General features: G+C 68.4%; 15 protein-coding genes. 2 read left to right on the top strand and 13 right to left on the bottom strand.

The window, feature by feature from the left end; genetic code table 11:
• Positions 1-9: 9 nt before the first annotated feature.
• The 9 genes from OHA64_RS15715 to OHA64_RS15675 form a co-directional block, all read right to left on the bottom strand.
• Positions 10-1,284 (bottom strand): lanthionine synthetase C family protein, encoded by a 1,275-nt coding sequence (locus tag OHA64_RS15715; protein ID WP_405613361.1) that lies wholly within the window; start codon positions 1,282-1,284, stop codon positions 10-12.
• Positions 1,281-4,352 (bottom strand): lantibiotic dehydratase, encoded by a 3,072-nt coding sequence (locus tag OHA64_RS15710; RefSeq protein WP_405613359.1) that lies wholly within the window; start codon positions 4,350-4,352, stop codon positions 1,281-1,283. The genes OHA64_RS15715 and OHA64_RS15710 overlap by 4 nt, the downstream gene beginning before the upstream one ends.
• Positions 4,353-4,438: 86 nt before the next feature.
• Complete coding sequence (locus OHA64_RS15705) at positions 4,439-4,612, bottom strand: FxLD family lanthipeptide (RefSeq protein WP_280909697.1); 174 nt, start codon at positions 4,610-4,612, stop codon at positions 4,439-4,441.
• A gap of 223 nt (positions 4,613-4,835) precedes the next feature.
• Positions 4,836-5,615 (bottom strand): GntR family transcriptional regulator, encoded by a 780-nt coding sequence (locus tag OHA64_RS15700; protein ID WP_405613357.1) that lies wholly within the window; start codon positions 5,613-5,615, stop codon positions 4,836-4,838.
• Positions 5,612-5,740 carry a hypothetical protein gene (locus OHA64_RS15695; RefSeq protein WP_280909695.1) on the bottom strand — a complete coding sequence of 43 codons (129 nt, stop codon included), beginning with the start codon at positions 5,738-5,740 and terminating at the stop codon, positions 5,612-5,614. Before OHA64_RS15695 ends, OHA64_RS15700 begins: the two co-directional genes overlap by 4 nt.
• Positions 5,741-5,929: 189 nt before the next feature.
• The gene (locus OHA64_RS15690; RefSeq protein WP_405613355.1) at positions 5,930-7,321 is read right to left on the bottom strand and encodes a glutamine synthetase family protein; all 1,392 of its coding nucleotides are present in this window, start codon (positions 7,319-7,321) and stop codon (positions 5,930-5,932) included.
• A complete protein-coding gene (locus tag OHA64_RS15685; RefSeq protein WP_405613353.1) occupies positions 7,321-8,826 on the bottom strand; it encodes an amino acid permease in 1,506 nt (501 codons plus the stop codon). Before OHA64_RS15685 ends, OHA64_RS15690 begins: the two co-directional genes overlap by 1 nt.
• A gap of 75 nt (positions 8,827-8,901) precedes the next feature.
• On the bottom strand, positions 8,902-9,960 hold the full coding sequence (locus OHA64_RS15680) for a hypothetical protein (protein ID WP_405613351.1): 1,059 nt from the start codon (positions 9,958-9,960) through the stop codon (positions 8,902-8,904).
• A 173-nt stretch (positions 9,961-10,133) separates the two neighbouring features.
• On the bottom strand, positions 10,134-10,721 hold the full coding sequence (locus OHA64_RS15675) for an ATP-binding protein (RefSeq protein ID WP_405613349.1): 588 nt from the start codon (positions 10,719-10,721) through the stop codon (positions 10,134-10,136).
• A gap of 130 nt (positions 10,722-10,851) precedes the next feature.
• Between OHA64_RS15675 and OHA64_RS15670 the strand changes: the two genes are divergently transcribed.
• Positions 10,852-12,096, top strand: a complete 1,245-nt coding sequence (locus OHA64_RS15670) for a helix-turn-helix domain-containing protein (protein ID WP_405613347.1) — start codon at positions 10,852-10,854, stop codon at positions 12,094-12,096.
• 62 nt (positions 12,097-12,158) lie between these two features.
• Here OHA64_RS15670 and cutA read toward each other — a convergent pair whose 3' ends face one another.
• A complete protein-coding gene (cutA, locus tag OHA64_RS15665; RefSeq protein WP_405613345.1) occupies positions 12,159-12,485 on the bottom strand; it encodes a divalent-cation tolerance protein CutA in 327 nt (108 codons plus the stop codon).
• 549 nt (positions 12,486-13,034) lie between these two features.
• Here cutA and OHA64_RS15660 point away from each other — a divergent pair.
• The gene (locus tag OHA64_RS15660; RefSeq protein WP_405613343.1) at positions 13,035-16,433 is read left to right on the top strand and encodes a hypothetical protein; all 3,399 of its coding nucleotides are present in this window, start codon (positions 13,035-13,037) and stop codon (positions 16,431-16,433) included.
• Between the two features lie 94 nt (positions 16,434-16,527).
• Here OHA64_RS15660 and OHA64_RS15655 read toward each other — a convergent pair whose 3' ends face one another.
• The 3 genes from OHA64_RS15655 to OHA64_RS15645 all read right to left on the bottom strand — a co-directional run bounded on the left by OHA64_RS15655 (position 16,528) and on the right by OHA64_RS15645 (position 18,022).
• A complete protein-coding gene (locus tag OHA64_RS15655; protein ID WP_405613341.1) occupies positions 16,528-17,343 on the bottom strand; it encodes a hypothetical protein in 816 nt (271 codons plus the stop codon).
• A 6-nt stretch (positions 17,344-17,349) separates the two neighbouring features.
• Positions 17,350-17,676 (bottom strand): hypothetical protein, encoded by a 327-nt coding sequence (locus OHA64_RS15650; protein ID WP_405613339.1) that lies wholly within the window; start codon positions 17,674-17,676, stop codon positions 17,350-17,352.
• Between the two features lie 73 nt (positions 17,677-17,749).
• Positions 17,750-18,022 (bottom strand): hypothetical protein, encoded by a 273-nt coding sequence (locus tag OHA64_RS15645; RefSeq protein WP_405613337.1) that lies wholly within the window; start codon positions 18,020-18,022, stop codon positions 17,750-17,752.
• Positions 18,023-18,031 lie beyond the last annotated feature (9 nt).

The following is an 18,031-nucleotide window of genomic DNA, read 5'->3' as shown; positions in this document are numbered from 1 at the left end:
ATCGGCGGATCAGGCGATGAGCAGGCAGGAGTCCCAGGCTGAGGCGGGTGGGGCGGTGGTGGCCGGGGCCAGAAGCGCCAACGCCATGCCGGCAGCGCCGTTCAGGAATCCGGGTCCGGCTTCCTCGTTCTGAGTGACCGCCCTGGCCACGTCTTCCGGGACGGTGCCCGGCGGGCAAACCGCGCTCAGCAGTGGTGGGACCGCCGCGCGGAGTCGTCCAGCCGTCGACGGGTGGGCGTCGGTGGCGGTCCGGGCCGCTACGTGTGCGAGGCCGGCGAAGCCGTGGCACAGGCCGTTGTCCGTGGTGGTCTTGAGCTGTGCGATATCTGTGAGCGCGGCCACGATCGCGACTTCCGCCTCGATCTGGCGGTCGGCGCAGCCGAGTGCGAGGGCGGCGAGTTGCTGCGCTCGGGCGATGCCGACTGTGCCGTAGCACCAGGAAGGGCGCCTGGGCGCTGATGGGGCGAGGTGGCCGTTGCGTAGTTCCTCGCGGGTGACCCAGTACGGCCAGGCGAGGCCGGGGCCGGTCTTCTCCTGCCATCGGTCCAGCCAGGCCAGGATGGTGTGGAGGGCTTCCCGGTGCCCGCTGACGGTAATGCCGCGTCGTGCGGCGAGGGCCAGCAGCGCGAGGGCGCCGCCGATGCCGTGAGCCATGCCGCTGTTGGCGTGGCCGCCGGGAAAGCGGTCGTCGGGTCGGCCGGATGGCCCGGTCGGCGTCCACCAGCCCGGCAGGACTTCGCCTTCGTGAGTGATCGGCTCGGTGAGCCGTACGCAGTAGTCGAGGATGGCGCGGACGTCGGCCCCGGCCGGGTCGTGACGGAGGAAGTAGGCCCCGTAGCCCACCAGGCCCCGGATGGTGTCGAACTCGGCGAGATCCGGAAGGCGTCCCGCGTCGGCGCGGCGGTTCGCGGCGGTCAGGCGGCGGCGAACGTCGGCAGACATCTGGCGGTCCAGGCAGTCCCGGGCGCGTTGGTAGGCGCCCGGCATGTGTTCGGCGGCGCAGGCCAAGGCGTGGGCGAGGGCGGGCGCGCCGTAGAAGGGGTGGCTGTCGGGTCCGCTGGTGAACGGCTGCCGTGCAGCAGCGGTGAGCCAGGCATGAGCGCGTTGCCACGAGCCCGTGCCGGCGGCGGCTCGCTCGATGTGCAGCAGGGCGATGCCGGTGGGTCCGTACGCGAGGTGCTGGCGGTGTGAAAACGCAGCGTCCGATTCCGCCGGTGCCGTGGCGGGGTCGGCGAGCAAGTCGGCGACGGCGTCCACTGTCTTGACCGCGAGGGTGTGCGTCATCGTGCCCTCCGCGACAGCCAGGCCAGGGCGGCGGCGCGCGTGAGGTAGAGACAGACCTCTTCCTCGGGGAAGTCGACCGCGACGTGCCGGACGAAGTGGACGTGCAGCAGTGAGGAGAGGACGTCGTCCAGGACGATGCCTTCGGTGTCCGGGCCGGGAAGGTGCAGCCGGTAGGCGGCGACCGCCGCGTCCCGGTCGGCCCACGCCTCCATGACGGCCTGTCCACCGGGCACGGCGCGCAGGACTGACCAGCCATCGGACGGATCGGCCAGCCGTACGGCTTCGGTGAATTGCGGACGTGGCACCGGAACGGGGGCGACTGGCGGGATGTGGTCGACCAGCCAGCGCATCGCTGCCTCGGTGCTGCCGAGGAACGCGGTGGCGATGGAGATCGTGTGCGCGGCCACCAGCGCACGCTGTTGCGGACGCTGGATCTGGCGGAGCTGAATGACGACGGCGCGCGAGTCCGCCCGGAACACCTCCTCGGCGGCATCCCAGGCCGCTCCCGAGCCCCAACGGCCCATCTCACGGAATGAGGTGGGGAAGCGCATGTCCGACAGCAGGCCCGTGGTGCGCAGTTCCCCAGCCCAGGTGCCGATCGTGCGGGCGGTCTCGGCGAAGGCTTCGGGGCCGGGCAGCGCGATGCGCACTCGCAGGTGATGGTCCGGGTCACGGAAACGGATGAACCACCACGGCGGCCCACCGAGTCGATCCAGCAGATCCGGGAGCTGCTGGGAGAGCAGAGCATCCTGGCGGCGCAGGTCGCCGTACAGGGTGGCCAGCAGCAGGGACGAGACGCCAGGCGTCTGGATCTGCTCTGGGGAGAAGGTGCGGGACGGGACGGGGGTCGGCAAGGACGGCCACCCCGGTGATCGCGTCGCCTTGAGCGGCAAGACGACCTCATGCGCCCGGCCGCCGCACCACCCGTACGCGTCGGCGTCCGGGGCTTCGACGAGGACGGCCGTGTTGACGCGGTTCAGATGCTGGCGCAGCAGCGTTCGATGTCCGGCTTGGCGGAGGTCGAGGTGCAGGCGCCGGTCGTCCTCGGCGAGGTCGATCCGCTGAGGCATCCGTCTCCGGGTCCGCAGGTCTTCGAGAGCGGTGTCCCACTGCGCCTTGGGGCGGTCGCGGCCGGGCAGCTCGGTCGCTTCCATCCGCCACCGTGCCGGGGCGAGCACCGTGCGCCCGTAGCGCAATCGGGGCAGGAACGGCATGGCTTTCGCGGCCCCCCAGTCGAACAGGGTGACCTGCGCGCATTGGGCGCGCGACAGCTCGGTGAGGAACCTGACCAGGGGCGGGGTGTGCTCCTTGAGGTTCAGCGCGTGCATTCCCACGGCCTCCACCCGTCGCCCGCGCTCGGGTGCAGCCAGGTACATACGGCGCCCATCGCAGGCCACCGCCAGGTCTTCGGGCGTGATCGCATCGCCGCTGGCGGCCCGGTGCTCTTGAACGCTGATCACGGTGGACAGGACCTGCGGGGCCCGGGTGACGTGGGCGCTCGTGGGCAGCAGCGGCGGGAAGGACAACTGGGCGGGGATGGTGCCGGCGTCCGCGGTCGGAAGGTCGGCCAGTTCCGCTGACAGCCGCTCGCGGGCGTCGGGAGCCAGCACGCTGAGGAACCGGCCCGTGCTGACACCGACGCCACGTGACACGCTCGCGACTTCCAGCCGAAAGTGCCCGCGGTCCAGGTCCTCGGTGCTGGCGGCGCACACTCGGACACTGACTTCAAGGTGCGGCGGCACCCTCGGGCGCTCGGGCCCCAGCCCCATGGCGGCTACCAGCTCGTCGGTAAGCACGACCTCGTCGCGGCCGTCGAGGACGGCGGTCTGCGCCAGCCGTACCAAGGTGTCGTCCCGTACGGACAGGCGGGAGGGGCGGCCGTCGTCTTGGGTGCCCGGATAGCCGTCGGGGAAGCCCGTGCCGCTGTCGGCGACAACTTCGTTGAGCGGCACCATCGTGCCGATGCCGTACTTCTCGTAGAACCGGCGTTGGTACGCCTTCCACGACGCCGTCCCGTACGGATGGGCGCTGACTCGGGTCAGGACGGTGGCGGCACGCGCGATCTCGTGGGCGACCTCTTTGGGAAGCTCGACCTCTGCGTCCAGGCGTAAGTCGAGAGCCAGGGGGTGGCGGCGCAGCTCCGGAACTTGAGCCCGCATGCGCGCAGCGGCTCGGGTCCGGCCGCTGCGCGAGGCGCAATCACTCAGGTCGTCACGGACGGCGTGCAGTTCACGAACTGCGGCGGCGATTGGTGCCACACCGTCCGCCCCCGCTGTGTCGAGTTGGCCCAGCAGGTATCCCAGCGCGTCCGTTTCGGTGCTCGGAGCGTGCAGGCTGGTGATCAGCACCTCGTTCCGGATCAGCTCCCGTACAAGGCGGTAGGCCTTCGCCGGTCCCGCCGCCGGGAATTCGGCAGTCAGCTTGTCCGCGAGGAGCCCGACACGGATGGGCTCTCGGGCAGCGCGCAGGACCAGCTTCACCGGTTCGGTCAGGGACAGGGACGCCTCGACCGCACGCCTACGGCCGCCTTGGCGGTCGGACTTGTACGGCACGATGAGTCGATCACCACGGCTCGCCGTGGTGTTGTTGAGGACCACCGCCAGCCGCTCAAGCAGCTCGGGGCACGCCTCCAGCCGCTCGATGACGGCAGTCAGCCACTCCGCACTCGCCCGGCCGACGGCTGTGTGTTCCGGACCCCACTTCGCGCGTGCCCGTGTCCCAATCGACGCCGAGGCAACGCCGGCGAACAGGCCGAAAGGCGTCGCCCGGTGTTCCGCGCGCAGGACGTAGCGGGCCACCGAAGCGACCGCACGCCGCACGTCACGCTCGGCCGGGTTGCTGGCCGAGCACAGCGCGCGTACCTGCGAGGCGAGCGCCGGGCTGGCCTGATCCAGGGCTTCGGCAACGTCTTCTTCGGACCACACCTGGCGCAGCCACGCGAGGCGGGCAGCCGCGCTCCAAGGGGACAAGTCATCGAGGTCGGGGAACGGGGATACGGGAAGTTCCGGCCGAGCGACCGCACGGAGGATAGCGGTCTTCCCGGCGCGGAACTCGGTGCTCAAAGCCATCACGACCTCCGTGGTCCAGGCGGGCGGCCGGTGCCTTCGCTCGGTGAGGTGCGAAGGCACCGGCCTGGGATGACGTGCGTGTCAGGTCAGGCGACGTTGGTGGTGCAGGCGCCGCAGGTCGAGCCGCAGCCGTCGTCCGTCAGGCTGATCAGTCCGGCGGTGTCGGAGACCTCGACCAGGGTGACGTCGAGGTCGAAGCCGTCCGGCGTCGCGGCGGTCGGCTGGGTCGCCTTCGTGCTGTGCTCGATACGAGGACTCATGTCAACTCCATTTACTCAGTGGGTACTTGCTCGGGCAGATCAGCCGGGCGCGTGCTCGGCGAGCGAATTGAGGCCGCTATGTCGAACGGTGCTTCCCGGCCACCGGCCCCGGGTGCCGTGCCTCGACCTTGGAGTGAGTCGGGGCCGCTTTCCCAAGGGCTGGTGTCCTACGCCGCCTTCTGGAGACCGGCTCGAAGAGAGCGGTTCCAGAGGCGACCGTCTGTCAGGCCCCCTCGCGGTCGGTGCCGATCGGCTCGGCACTGGCCAGAAGGCTGCGGGCAGAGGAATGGACGAACGTCCCCTCCTGCCGAGTACCGCTGAGGACTCCCTGTTTCCTCAGCGGTCTGAGCGCGGACTTGAGCGTGCCTTCGGTGGCGCCGAATTCCTCGGTGAGCGCCTTCAAGCCGGGGATCCTGCTGCCCTCCGGATAGGTGCCGTCCTTGATCCGGGCCGTGATCACGGCCCGGATGTGCGGGGATTGCGTCATCGGCAGGGTCCAGGTCTGTATCTGCCCCGATCGCGTGCGCACCTGGAGGGTGGATCCAGTCGGAGGAGTGTCGGGGTCCGTGACCACGGTGCCAAGAGCGGAGATGCCGAGGGTGAGCCCTGCCTGCGCCAGTCGGGCCAGAGCGCGTCGCACGGAGTCGTTGCGGACACCGAGTTGCACGCACAACCGTTCCGGTGAGGGAAGCACATCACCGACCCGGTAGGTGCCGTCGGTGATACGGGCGCGTAGGACCTTCTCCACCTGATGGGCTTCGCCCGCCTCGTCCAAGCCCTCCCCGAGGTCGAGGAGTCGTTGCACGAGCGCGAAGGAGCAGCCCAGGAAGGAGGCAATGCCCAGCTTGGATCCCCCCGCGCGGTGCGCGTCAACGACCGACTTTGCGTACCGCGCACGTTCATCGCGGGTGAGCCGAACTCCCGGTGTGTAGACAGGTAACTCTTGCAGGTGCTGTTGCCACGGCGGAATACCGATCTTCCCGGGACCGGAGCGCGTCTTCATGCAACTCCTTCCATCGTGAAGGGGGCGAAGTCGTCGACGTCGTACACGGCCAGCTGGCTCCACGGGTCGGCGGCGACGCTGAAGCGGGCGACTTGCTGGGTCAGCTCGAACAACAGGTCGAGCACTACGTCTGTGATGCGGTCCCACCCCGCACCAGCCGACTGGCAGGGCACAGCGCGGGATGCCAACGCGTGTTGAGGCAAAGGGGGTGACTCCTTCAGGCGGCGAGGTCGTGCGGAGCGCGGGCGGGCATCCGACGGCGCAGGGCCTCGCTCATGGCGGCTCGCGAACAGGAGATTCGCCAGGGACCTTCGTCAGGCTCGACCGATCCCGTACTCCCGTTCGATGTCGGTGACCTGGGTGCGCTCTCGTTGGGTTTCGGCTCGGGCGGCGCGGGTGAAGTGGCGTACGACGGTCTCGCCGAACGCTGCGAGCGGTACCGTGCCTCCGCTGAAGTAGGCGGAGCCTTCGGTAAGGGTGGCGGCGATCGGGACGGCGAGGGCGGTGTAGGCGTCGCCGTGGCAGGGGTCGGTCAACTCGGGCTGGTCTTGGAAGCCGTGCGTGATGGAGGCGCAGGATGCGGCGAGGGCGAGGTAGGGGTTGGCGTCGGCCCCGGGCAGGCGGATCTCCAGGTGGGCACCCTTGCCGACGCCGGTGATTCGTACGGCGCAGCCTCGGTTGTCGAAGCCCCAGGTGTGACGGGTCGGGGCGAAGGTATGCGGCCGGAACCGCTTGTAGGAGTTGGTGAAGGGCGCGTACAGAGGGGCCAGGGACGGCATGCCGGAGATGAGGCCGGCGATGGCCCGTTCCATCGCTGGGGGCAGGTCCTGACCGCGGTGATAGGTGAAGGCGGTTCCGTTGGCCGACCACAGAGACACGTGCAGGTGCAGCCCGCTGCCGGTCCCAGTGAACGGCGTGGCCATCCAGACGGGCGTCATACCGTGACGTTGGGCGAGGTCGTCTGAGATCAGGCGGAAGACGGGGTACGCGTCGCACGCTGCCATCGGGTCCCCGTGGGCGAAGGTGACCTCCACCTGGCCAGCCGCCCCCTCGGTCTTGATCGCTTCGACCGGGATCCCGGCCAGGCGCAGATCGGAATGGAGGTCGCGGAAGAAGTCGCTGATCTTCGGGGGATGTCCGAGGGCGTAGTCGAGGTTGCGGGGCCAGGCTGGGCGCAGGTCGCGATAACCGGCGCGGCGGATCTTGTCCGGCGTGCCCGTCAGGAGCAAAAACTCGGACTCGATGCCCAGCGAGACGTGGTACCCGACGTCGGAGAGACGTTCCAACTGGCGGCGGAGCACGTTCCGGGGCGCCACCTCGACCGGCGAACCGTCGTGGTTGAGGGCGTCGCCTACGACGACGGCAGTCCCAACCTGGTAGGGCAACATCCGCACGGTGCCAATGTCGGCCTTGACGGCGAGATCGCCGTAGCCCTGCTTCCAGCCGGTGAGGTCGTAGTCGTCGAGTGGGGTCATGTCGAGGTCGGTCGCCAGGATGTAGGCGCACATCGCCGCCGCAGAGCCCATCCGCTCGAGGAACACCTCGGCGTCCAGCACCTTGCCCTTGAGCCGGCCGTACATGTCCGGCACGGCCAGGAGGACTCTGGTGATCTCCCCGCTGCCGACGTCCTGGCGCAGCTGGTTCCTCGAGTCTGAAGTCGTCAGACCGGGGGCTGGCGCCGTTCCCTGCTCTTCGCCGTCAGCCATCAGACGATCTCCTTCATGCTGGCCTGGTCAGCCGCGGTGGTGTGAGCGGTGAGCTGATAGTCGCGGCGGCCACGCGTGATCCAGGTCAGCCAGGCGATCCCCAAGGCCACCGCCAGAGTCCCGCCGGCGTAGTTGAAGGTCTCCGCAGTCACGGGAGAGGTCTGGGGCAGGCAGAAGACAACCGTGATGACCACGACGTAGATCACGGCGATCCAGCCGATCGGGCGCCGCCACCGGCCCAACGTCCACGGGCCGGGCACGTACCTGTCGCCCTTGCGCAGGGCGAGGTAGACGGGAATCCCATACGCGGGGGTCATCCCGACTGCGTTGATCGCGGTGATCGCGCCGTACGCGGCCGGAGACCACAGAGCGGGCAACGCGAGCAGGAACGGCATCACCACCGCCAGCCACACCGCCGGGACGGGGGTCTTTGTGCGGGGGCTGACGCTCCGAAAGGTCTGCCACCGCGGCAGCGCCCGACTGCGGGAGAAGGCGTAGATCATCCTGCTCGCGGCGGCCACCTCAGCGTTGCCGCAGAACAGCATCGCGATGATCACGACCAGCAACAGGGCCTTCGCTCCGACGTTGCCGAGCACGTCGAGGAAGATCTGGGCGGGGGGCACGCCCGTCGCCGTGTTCTGCGTGCCCTTGTAGTCCTGGATCGCCGACAGCATCCCCGCCAGCAGGATGAAGCCCGCGATCCACGACACGGTGATGGCGTGCACGATCCCCTTCGGGGCCGAGGTCTGCGCCTTGGTGGTCTCCTCCGCGACGTGGGAGCTGGCGTCGTACCCGCAGAACGTGTACCCGGCGATCAGGCTGCCGATGAGGCACACATAGAGCGGGTTGGAGAAACCGCTGTCGTTGACGAACTGGGTGAAGACGAAGTCGGGCGAGCGGTGCTGGACAGGGGCGAGAGCGAGCGTGCCGACGATGAGCGTGACACCGCCCAGCTGCCACCACACGGAGATGGAGTTGAGGACGGTCACCAGGCGTACACCGCATACATTCAGCAGGCCGTGCACCAGCAGGATGCACCCGAAGATGCCCATGGTCGTTGTGCCGGTCGGGGTGATGTCCCACTGGAGCTGGGCGAAGGCGCCGATGAACGCGGCAGCGCCGTAGTCGATGCCAGCGATCGCGCCCCACAGTCCGAGCAGGTTCAGCCAGCCGGTCATCCACCCCCAGCGCGGCCCGCCGAGCTTGTCGGCCATGAAGTACGGCCCCCCGCTCGTGGGATAGGCGGAGACCACGTCGGCCAGGGAGACCCCGACAAGCAGCGTCATGAACCCGATCACGACCCAACTGCCCAGCATGACCGCGGGTCCACCGTGGCCCAGGCCGAAGCCGAACAGGGACATGCCACCGGCGAGAATGCAGATCACGGAGAAACTGATCGCGAAGTTCCCGAACACCCCCATCTTCCGGGAGAGTTCGGCCTTGATCCCGAGTTGGGCCAAGACCGCGTCGTCATGCGCTATTGCTTCTGATCTACTGCTGAGCACTTGTGATCCTCATAGGTGATGTAGGGGACGAAACGAGGCGGGGCGTATGAGAGCGAGTGGGCGGCTACCGGACGTTCATCGATGACGGACTCTTGGCCGTACGACGGAGGCCCGCATGCGCAGGAACTCGGAGTGCCAGTCGCGGCGCAGACTCGTGCTGAAGGTCTCCCACGGCGCGCTGGTGGCGTACGGGCCAATCTCGTTGAACACCGCGGCGGCCCCGTCCTCGCCCGAGGCGACGAGGGTGAACGCCAGGTAGTTCAGGTCCAAAAGCGACAATCGCGAACGCTGCTTCGGGGGTGTCGACTCGAACCAGCCGAACCGGGCGCGGCGCGCATAGTGCCGAATCTGATCCGAGGTCCAGAACGACAGCGCGCCGATCTCCCCGCTGCCGTGTCGGCGCTGGTATTCCGTGACGAACGCGTGCAGCGGCAACATATGGAGCGCGGACGCGGAATCTTCCAGAGCGCCGCCAGACGCCCAACGGGCGAAATCCACAGCTAGCCAAGGCGCACGAAGCTCGGCGTACTCCCGCATTCGGTGGTATGCCTCACGGCTACCGGGGTGGCGCCGGTCGGCCTCATGTAACAGGGGCCATGGTCCGGGGAACAACGCCTTCTCGGGGGCTTCGTCCCATCGGTTCATCTCAATGCTCTGGCCCCAGAGCTGAAGGCGTTGGATGAAGTACGGGTCCAGCAACCTCAAACCCCCGCGGCCGACGGGCAGTTTGGCCAAACGGAGCAGGTCCACCCACGGCACCGGATCCTCCGGCCAACGACCCACAGCACCGAAACAGGCATCCCGCGCGAAAGCGCCGGCCTGGAGGACGAGGTCCCGGTCTCGCCCTTCGTCCATGGCGCGCAGTGCCTCGCGGGTGAGCACTCTCGCCCACATCATCAACGCGTCGGCAGAGAAGGGCTCTTCAGAGAGCCAAGCCTTGATCGCGCCGAGAGAGCCCGCACCCACAGAGAGCACCAGGCTGCGCGAAGTCCGCAGCTCCCAGTCCGGACCCGTCCTCCTGAGTAGGTCGCGTGCAGCGGACCAGCGCCCAAGCCGCAAGTCGTCCAAGGGGGCACGCAGTTCGTCATCGCGGCCGGCCAGATCGACGATCAGGGGCATGTCAGCGGCGGGCATCGGAACCTCCCCGGCCAGTGGGAGGGACGAGCGCCCGGAAGACGGCGTCGGCTCTCCGACGGCGTAAGGAGAAGGCGGTAAGCACGGGGAACCTCACGATGGGGGATGGGGGCCGCCGAGCCGCGGCCGGGCACACACCTTGGGGAGGTAGGCAGCTGCGGCCCGACGGCTGTTCAGGGCGTCCCGACGGATAGAAGCGTCCGGTCCGATTTCGGTGCAGGCGTGGGCCTCTCACCAGTGCCAACGGATCGGCGACTCGCTGGCTCTTCGGTGAGGGCCATCGGCGCTTTGACGGCGCGAGCGTCCGCCGGCGGGAGGGCGAGGCAGCACCACGTCATCGTGCCGTCGCTGCTGACACCCCACTCCTTCGAGAGAGCTGCGACGAGCCACAGCCCCCGGCCGTTCTCCGCCTCAGCGTCCACCTCACCTCGTTGAGCCGGAGTCGGGTTTCCGTCCGTGACCTCGATGCGCAGTTCCTCAGCCGAACTCACAATCCGAAGCCCGATCTCGCTCCCGTGGCAGTGCCGCACGGCATTGGTCACCAGTTCCGAGACCGCAAGCGTGGCCGGGTCATTCAGTGCCGTGAGACCCCAAAGGCGCAGGTGCGCCAGAGTGATTCGTCGCATGAGCCGAACGTGCGCGTCGGCTGGAGCGAAGGCCACCTCGAAGTCACGGATGGCCGCCCGCTCTGATCCGGCCTGGGCGCGTTGGTCGCAGCGCCCTCGGCCGTCCTCGTGGTTGAACGCCTTGCGGAACGTCATGGACCTATCGCACCGCGCTATCAAGCAAGCTGCCAGGGGAATCCAGAGGGGGAAAAGCCTGTCAAGGGGGAAACCAACGGGGGGATCTGGAGCCATGATTGGGTGCAGTCCACCGACAGAGGTCACACTCATGCCAGCAGATCCGTTCGCCGAGCTACTTCTCCGCCTGCGCAAGCAAGCGGGCCGCACTCAGGACGAACAAGCAGAGGCGATCAACACTGTCTCCGGTCGGGAAACCATGACCCGCCGCGAGATCAACCGGTACGAACATGGTCAGAACATCCCCACCGACCACACGGTTGCGCACATTGCGACGGCCTGCGGCTTACCCCCTGAACAGTTACAGCGGGAGGCGGCAGCCGCCCGCGCCCGGCGGAGGAAGGGATGCCGCCGTGGAGGGGAGGAGCTGGACGACGTGAACCGCCGGACACTGATTGGTGGCGCTGTTCTCGGCGCAGCTGCCGCTGCTGAGCCATGGGGCCGCCTCGCGCACGCTCTCAAACGAGGGGCCAAGGTCGATGCGACCGGGGTGGACGCTCTCACCGATCACGCCGCTGCCCTCCACGTGAGCGAGCATCACCTCACGGCGCGACAGCTCCAGAGCCGGGTCGAGGACCACCTTGACGCCATCACCGCCGTTCTGCCCCGTGTCGGCGAGCACGAGCGCGCTGTGACCATTGCTGCTGGCGAGACGGCTGCCTTGGCTGGGTGGGTAGCTTGGGACCTGGGCGACGCGGAGAGGGCGCGCGCCTACTACGAGGTCACGAGCGAGTGCGCCGAGGCCGCCGGGCATCCCCCACTGCGGGCGTTGGCGCTGGCGTACGCAAGCTATGGGGCCGCCACGCCGGAGAAGGCAATGAAGCTTCTGGCCCAAGCTGCCCAAGATGTACGGGGGCCGGGTAACGCTGCCGCTGCTGCCTGGGTCCACGGCCGTTATGCGGAGGAAGCGGCGACCGCTGGCGACGACATCGACGCGCTGCGGGCCTTGGATCGCGCCCAGGCCGTGTACGACTTCGCGGACCACACCACCGAGCAGGCATGGGTGCGTTTCATGACCCCCTACCGCCTCGACTCTCTGTCGTTGTCGGTGTACGGGCAGCTCAGGCGGCAGGAGCTGACGGAGACCGCCGACAACGCCGTAAACCGTCTCGGTGATGAACTGCCGGACTCAGGGGTCGTGGTCCTGGGCGACCTGGCCTCAGCACTGCTGCGCGGGGGAGACATCGAACAAGGTGTCTACGTGTCGCATCAATTTGCAGCCGCAGCGGAGGCCCGGCCGAACACCATGGGCAAGTCGCGCGCTCAGGACATTGCGACATTGCTTGCCAGCCGAGAGAAGGAACTCGCCTGGCATCTTCAGCAGTTGGCGGCGTGAACTTTTGCGGCTGCCGTGGCAACGGTCCGTGCGGCCGCCGCTCCTCGGTCGTGGTCTGTGCCCTACCTCGCGGTCGACTGTTCGACTACCCACGACAGGTAGGCCGCAGAACCGCCGGTGATCGGCAGGACGACCCACTCTGGAACCTCGTAGCTGTGTTCCTGGGCCACCCACGCCTCAAGTTCCGCGAGACGGTCGGTGGTCGTCTTGTACGAGATCCGCCATTCGGTGGCCGTCTCGATCTTGTCCTTCCACCAGTACACCGCGGTCAACGGCGGGTCGATGTGGGCGCCGGCAGCCAGCCGGTTCTCAACCGCGCCTCGTGCCAGTGCCGTTGCCTTGTCCTCGTCATCGATGGTCGTCTGCGCCACCACGGTCTCATTCGCCATGCGAACTCCCCTCCTGGTCGATGTGCAACGACCCTACCTAGGGCGCGTATCGAGTCGTGATCAAGGAGTGGTTCGAGTGAGGTCCTTGATTCCCTCGATCTTCCAGCGGACCCCGGCCCTCACGACCGTGAATCCGTCACCTCTGTCGGTCCGGCCCAGGAGGCATCGAAATGTCCGCGGACGGCGCCCTGCCTGTGGGACTCGTGAGGACTCGCTGCGGCCGCCGGAAGTGTCGGCGGTAGGCGTCCAAGAGCCTCGGGCCTGTCGTCGTCAGGAAACCGGTGAAGGCCGAGGCAATCCGGACGATGTCGCCCGCGGCGTGGACGTAGTCAATCAAGTCGTGCACTGGGGTACCTCCGGGATAACTGGCGGTGGAGACGTCTGCTCCGTGCTGACCGGATCAGGATCGGCTGACCAACCGACGTGAACTGTCCTCTGTTGTCCGCACTGCGATGGACATTCGCGATTTGCCTCCTGACCGGTGACGAAGCCGGGAAGATTGGACAGTCACAGGACAGCGAGTGGACAGCACCACGGGGGACCATTTCCATGAGCCGCAAAGGGCGAGGGGCCGAGATCGATCGTTCGGGCTGGCCCGGGTCGGGCCCGATGCGCGAGTGGCTGGAGTACTGCGATCGGCTCCACAAAGCCAACAACTTCCGGAGTCTGAGGACGCTGGCTGCGGCGATGGGTTACAGCTCACCAAGTTGGGTCAGCCAGCTGCTTCGGGGACCAAAGCTGCCGTACGACGACACCCAAGCACAGAGCCTGGTGAAGGCTCTTGGCGCAGAAGGCTCGGAGGTCGACCACGCGCTGAAGCTCTACCGCCGGGCCCTCCCGGATGGTCGACAACGACACGTCGCCGAACGGCGCGACTGCGTGGGGCGCCTGATCAGCGAACTCGGTGACGGGGACGCTGTGGCCTTCGGTGTGCACCCCTCCGTGCAGGCGAGCACAGATCCGTCGGTGGGCAACGCGCCACTGCCCGGATACCTGCCCCGTCGACACGACAAGGCGCTGCGTGCCGACATCGCTCGAGCCGAGCATGGCAGCCGGGTGGTGGTTCTGGTGGGGCAGTCGTCCACAGGCAAGAGTCGGGCCTGCTGGGAGGCGATGCGCAGCATGTTGCCGGACTGGTTCGTGTGGCATCCGCTCGCCCCCACCCGCCCGACGGCGGTGCTGGAGGCATTGGAGGGGAACCGTCTGCGCCCCCGGACGGTGATCTGGCTCGATGAGATGCAGCTGTTTTTGGCTGCCCCGACGGTTGGTGAGCAGGTCGCCACGCGCCTCCACGAGTTGGTGCAGGATCAGTCCCGCGGCCCGCTGCTGGTGCTCGGCTCGATGTGGCCGAGATACATAGACCAGATCAGCCGGGAACCGGCCTGGGACCACGCAGCGGCACGGCTGCTGTTGCGCATCGCCCGGATCATTAACGTCCCCCAGGACTTCACCGGATGGGATCTGACTGCGCTGCGGGAGCGACTGCGCGCCGAGCCCGATGCGATACTGCGGCTGGCCGTGGCACGCGCCGGAACGAGGGTGTGCCAGTTTCTTGCCGGGGTGCCCCACCTCATGGCGCGCTACGAGCAGGCGGACGCCACGACCCAAGCAGTCGTGTGGGCTGCCATGGACGCACGGCGCCTGGGACATGGCAGGCTGATTCCAGAGGACTTCCTGCGCCGGGCGGCGCGGAGCTACCTGACTGCCGACACATGGGAACAGGCGGACGCGGACTGGTTCCAGCATGCGCTGTCCACACTGGCCGAGCCCTGCCTCGGCGTCCCCGGCCCGCTGGTCGCCGCTTCGGACGGATCAGGGGTTGGCCCCCACTACCGGCTCACCGACTACCTCGATCAACTCGGCCGGATCGAGCGCGCCGACCAATACCCGCGAGTCAGCTTCTGGGACGCCGCCGTCGCCGGCATCGCGGACCCGGCTGATCTGGCGGGGCTCGCGCAGTCCGCTTGGACTCGCGGTCGCCTGCAGCGGGCTGAACGGCTATTCCGGGCAGCTGCCGACCTCGGTGGACGGAACGTGCTCATGGAGCTGGCCTCAGCGGTGCTCAGGCGGGAGAGCGGCAAAGACCAGCGCCTCGCCGAACGGCTGTACCAGGTGGCGGCCGATCATGGCGAGCCTGACGCATTCGCCCACTTGGCCCACATGGCCGTGGAGGCCGAGCGGCCCGAAGAAGCGGAGGTGCTGTACCGCCAGGCCGCGAAGCGGGGCAGCGCCCGCGGGCTGGAGCACCGCGCGGATGAGCGGCTTCAATCCGGTGACCAGGCGGCCGCCGCCAGGTTGTACCAGCGTGCCGCCGACCGCGGCAGCACCCACGCTATGCAGCAACTGGCCCGAATAAGCCGGGAAGCCGGCGACGTCGACGGCGAGGAACGGCTACTCAGAGCGATAGCCGATCTCGGATACAGCGGCGCGCTGGGTGAACTCGCGGTCCGGCGGGACGAAGACGGTGATCCTCAAGGCGCCGAGCGACTCCTCGACGAGGCTGCGCCGCCAATCTACTGGCGCAGGCGTATCGCCGACGCCAGGATGGCGGCTGGCGATCGCAAGGGCGCGGAGCGGGTGCTCCTCGCCGCCGTCGGCACCAGCGACGCCGTGGCGGCCCTCCACAATCTGGCCGAACTACGCAAGGAATCCGATGACCGGGCCGGCGCGGAACGCGCATACGAGCAGGCAATGGACCTCGGGGACCCGTTCGCGGCGCTGAACGTAGCCGTCCTGCGGGAGGAAGCCGGCCACGACGACGAAGCCGTGCGCCTGCTCGAGGACATCGCCGCCCGCGGCGACGCCCACCCTACCGGCCACCATGCAGTCGTAGGTGCGCTGAGACGCCTGGTAGGACTGCGGTGTCGACTGGGAGACCACGATGCCGCGTACCACGCGGCCTGCTCGCTCGCTGACCGCGGCGACCCCGTCGAGCTGGCCGCAATGGGCTGGCAGCACGATAGGGCCGGCGACCGCGAGGGGGCATTGCGCCTGTTCCGGGTGACCGTGGATCGCGGCTACAACGACGCGTTCTTCGGCCTGATGACAGTCACCATGCGGTCCGGTGATCATGAGCTCGCCGCCCGGGTGCGACGGGAGTCCGAGCACCGAGGTCTTACGCTTTGGCTGATGGATACCGCGGTGCATTTGGCGCGGAGCGGCGATCGTCACGCCACGGCCGTCGAGTTGTTTCGCAGGGCCGCCGATGGCGGTAACGCGTTCGCGCGGCGATACCTTTCGTCCTATGTGGACAACCCGGTGGACGGTGTTGACGTCATGGACCACCGGCTTCACCCGGCCGCCGGGCACAGCGACACCGCCGAAGTTGTGAGCCAGGTCTGGTTCAGAGAGATCGTCGGAGACCGGGCGGGTGCCGACGCGGCCGCGGGGGAGGCGGCAGAGTGCGGCAATCACCTGGGCCTGATCAACCTGGCCTGGCTACGCGCCGACGCCGGCGACACCGACGCCGCGGACCGGCTTCTGTGGCAGGCCGTCGACCGTGGCAACGTCTTCGCCCTGGAACGCCTGGCGGATGCGCGAGTGCAAGCCGGGGACCGTTCGACGGCGATCGCCCTCTATCGACGGGCGGCGGCTGATGGCTACACGTTCGCCTGGCAAATGCTGGCCCGACTGTACGAGGCAATCGATGATCTCAGCGCAGCGCACGAGGCGGCTCGGCAAAGTGCGCTCCTCGGCGACGCCGACGCCCTGACAGAGCTGGCGCGGTCGCGGGAAGCTGCGGGCGACGTGACCGGTGCCAAACAACTGGTCCGTCAGGCAGTTGATTGCGGTGGCTCCGACGCGCTGCAGGCGCTGTACTGGTTGGTCAAGAGCACCGACGGGCCCGACGTGGCCGAACAGCTCCGCAGCCTCGGTCTCGACGATGACGGGATGATCGCAGCACCGTCGGCTCACGGCCCGCGTAGGACGAAAGCCGCGGGGTGGTGACGCCTAGCCAGTGTTCCGGATAGGGCTGTGTGTGGGGTGTACCGCGCATGCGCGCAGAACCGGCCGGAGGCGTGAGCCGTGACTTCAGGACATGTCAGGCTGATGTCAGATCCGGCCGTGGGCCGAATCCTCGCCGACAGCGCGGATGGGAGATCGGCCACTCCGCAGCATCTTCGACGGTCCGCACTGTGCGGTTGGCCTTGTCGGTGTCCTGATGCGTGGTCCAGCCGCAGTCGAGGCCATCGAAGACCTCGACCATCGTGACGCCCGCCTGGCGACTCCGGTTTAGAGTGCCGGCGTTGTAGGCGACGGCCGACTTGGCGAGGGTGGCGGCCTCGGCCCAGGCGCGGACTGGGACGCGAGCGCCGTTGCGGTAGACGACGTTGGTCAGGTTGTGCTCGGCAGCGAGTCTGACAGCCAGATTCTTCGCGGCCTGCTTCGCCGTCATGTTGCCCGCCGCGAGCAGCGGGATCTCTCGGCGGGCCGCCTCTCGCACCGCCCGATAGAACTGGTTCGCCATTCGCTCGGCTTCCTGGGAGCGGCGCAGGAAATCGGCGTAGGAGTCGGACGCGAGCGACTGTAGGGCGTCGCGGTGGACGGTGGTCCAGGTGAAGGTCACGTCGAGCGCCTCAGCGGCGGCTTGAGCGCCCAGGGCGTAAAGGTGAGGTAGCTGCCGTTGGACGAACTGCCGGGCCTCTTGGTCGACGCGCTGGCGGAAGGCACGGATCGCTTGCTTGAACTCTTCCAATGTCGCCACGGTGTGCAGCCGTCTCGGGTTGTCGGCGAACCGAGTGAGGACGGCGCGCTGTTTGGCGGCTAGTCGCTGCCAGGAGTCCTCGAGTACGGTCGCGACGCGGCGCGCGATCTCGTCCGGATCTCCGGGCACCAGCGGTGACCACTCGTACGGCACGCCGGTCTACCGGCCCCGGCGAGCGCGCAGCAGCGGCGCGGTCACGAGGTCGATGCTTGCCTCTCCCTCGGCCAGTTCGTCCGGCGCGACCAGGTCCACGAGTGCCGCGATCTGGCGCTCAAGCCCTGCGAGGTTGTTGCTTTGGTCGATGGTGACCACGCCGTCCACGGTCATGCGGAGCGGGTCGGCGAGCAGCTTCGCGCGCCGCTCGGCCAAGACCTCGTTCGCGACCGCACGAGCGGAGGTCAGCCGCGCGTAGCGTGCGTCGAGGTCGGAGGTGTCGGTGGTGGGGCCGAGCTGAGCCAGCAGCCAGGCGCGTACGGCGACGTCCACGAGTTGCTCCTGTCGTACGGCGTGAGGCTCGGCGCCGTGGCGGTGCCCAGCCTCACTAGTGATGTGCCGCTACCTACGCACCTGTGCCGGCCGTCTTCGCGGCGCGTCGTCTCGGAGTCTTGGCGGGCTCCGGCTCCAGCTCCGCCGCGGTGGGCGTGTCTCCCGCCTCACCGTCCGCGCCGATCGGGTCCGGGGTGTCCTCCTCCGGAGAAGGAGCCTCCCCTAACCACGCGGCCGGGTTCGGGACGAGTAGGGCCAGCCGCTCGGGAACCTCCTCCCCCGCTTCCAGTCGGATCGGGCCCTGCTCGAGGTCTCGTACGAACACCGTGCGCACTAACTTCGCCATGACCAGCCC

Source organism: Streptomyces sp. NBC_00076 (assembly GCF_045041235.1).
Taxonomy (GTDB): domain Bacteria; phylum Actinomycetota; class Actinomycetes; order Streptomycetales; family Streptomycetaceae; genus Streptomyces.
The sequence above is the reverse complement of the archived record's forward strand: the minus strand, read 5'-3'. Positions and strand labels throughout refer to the sequence as shown.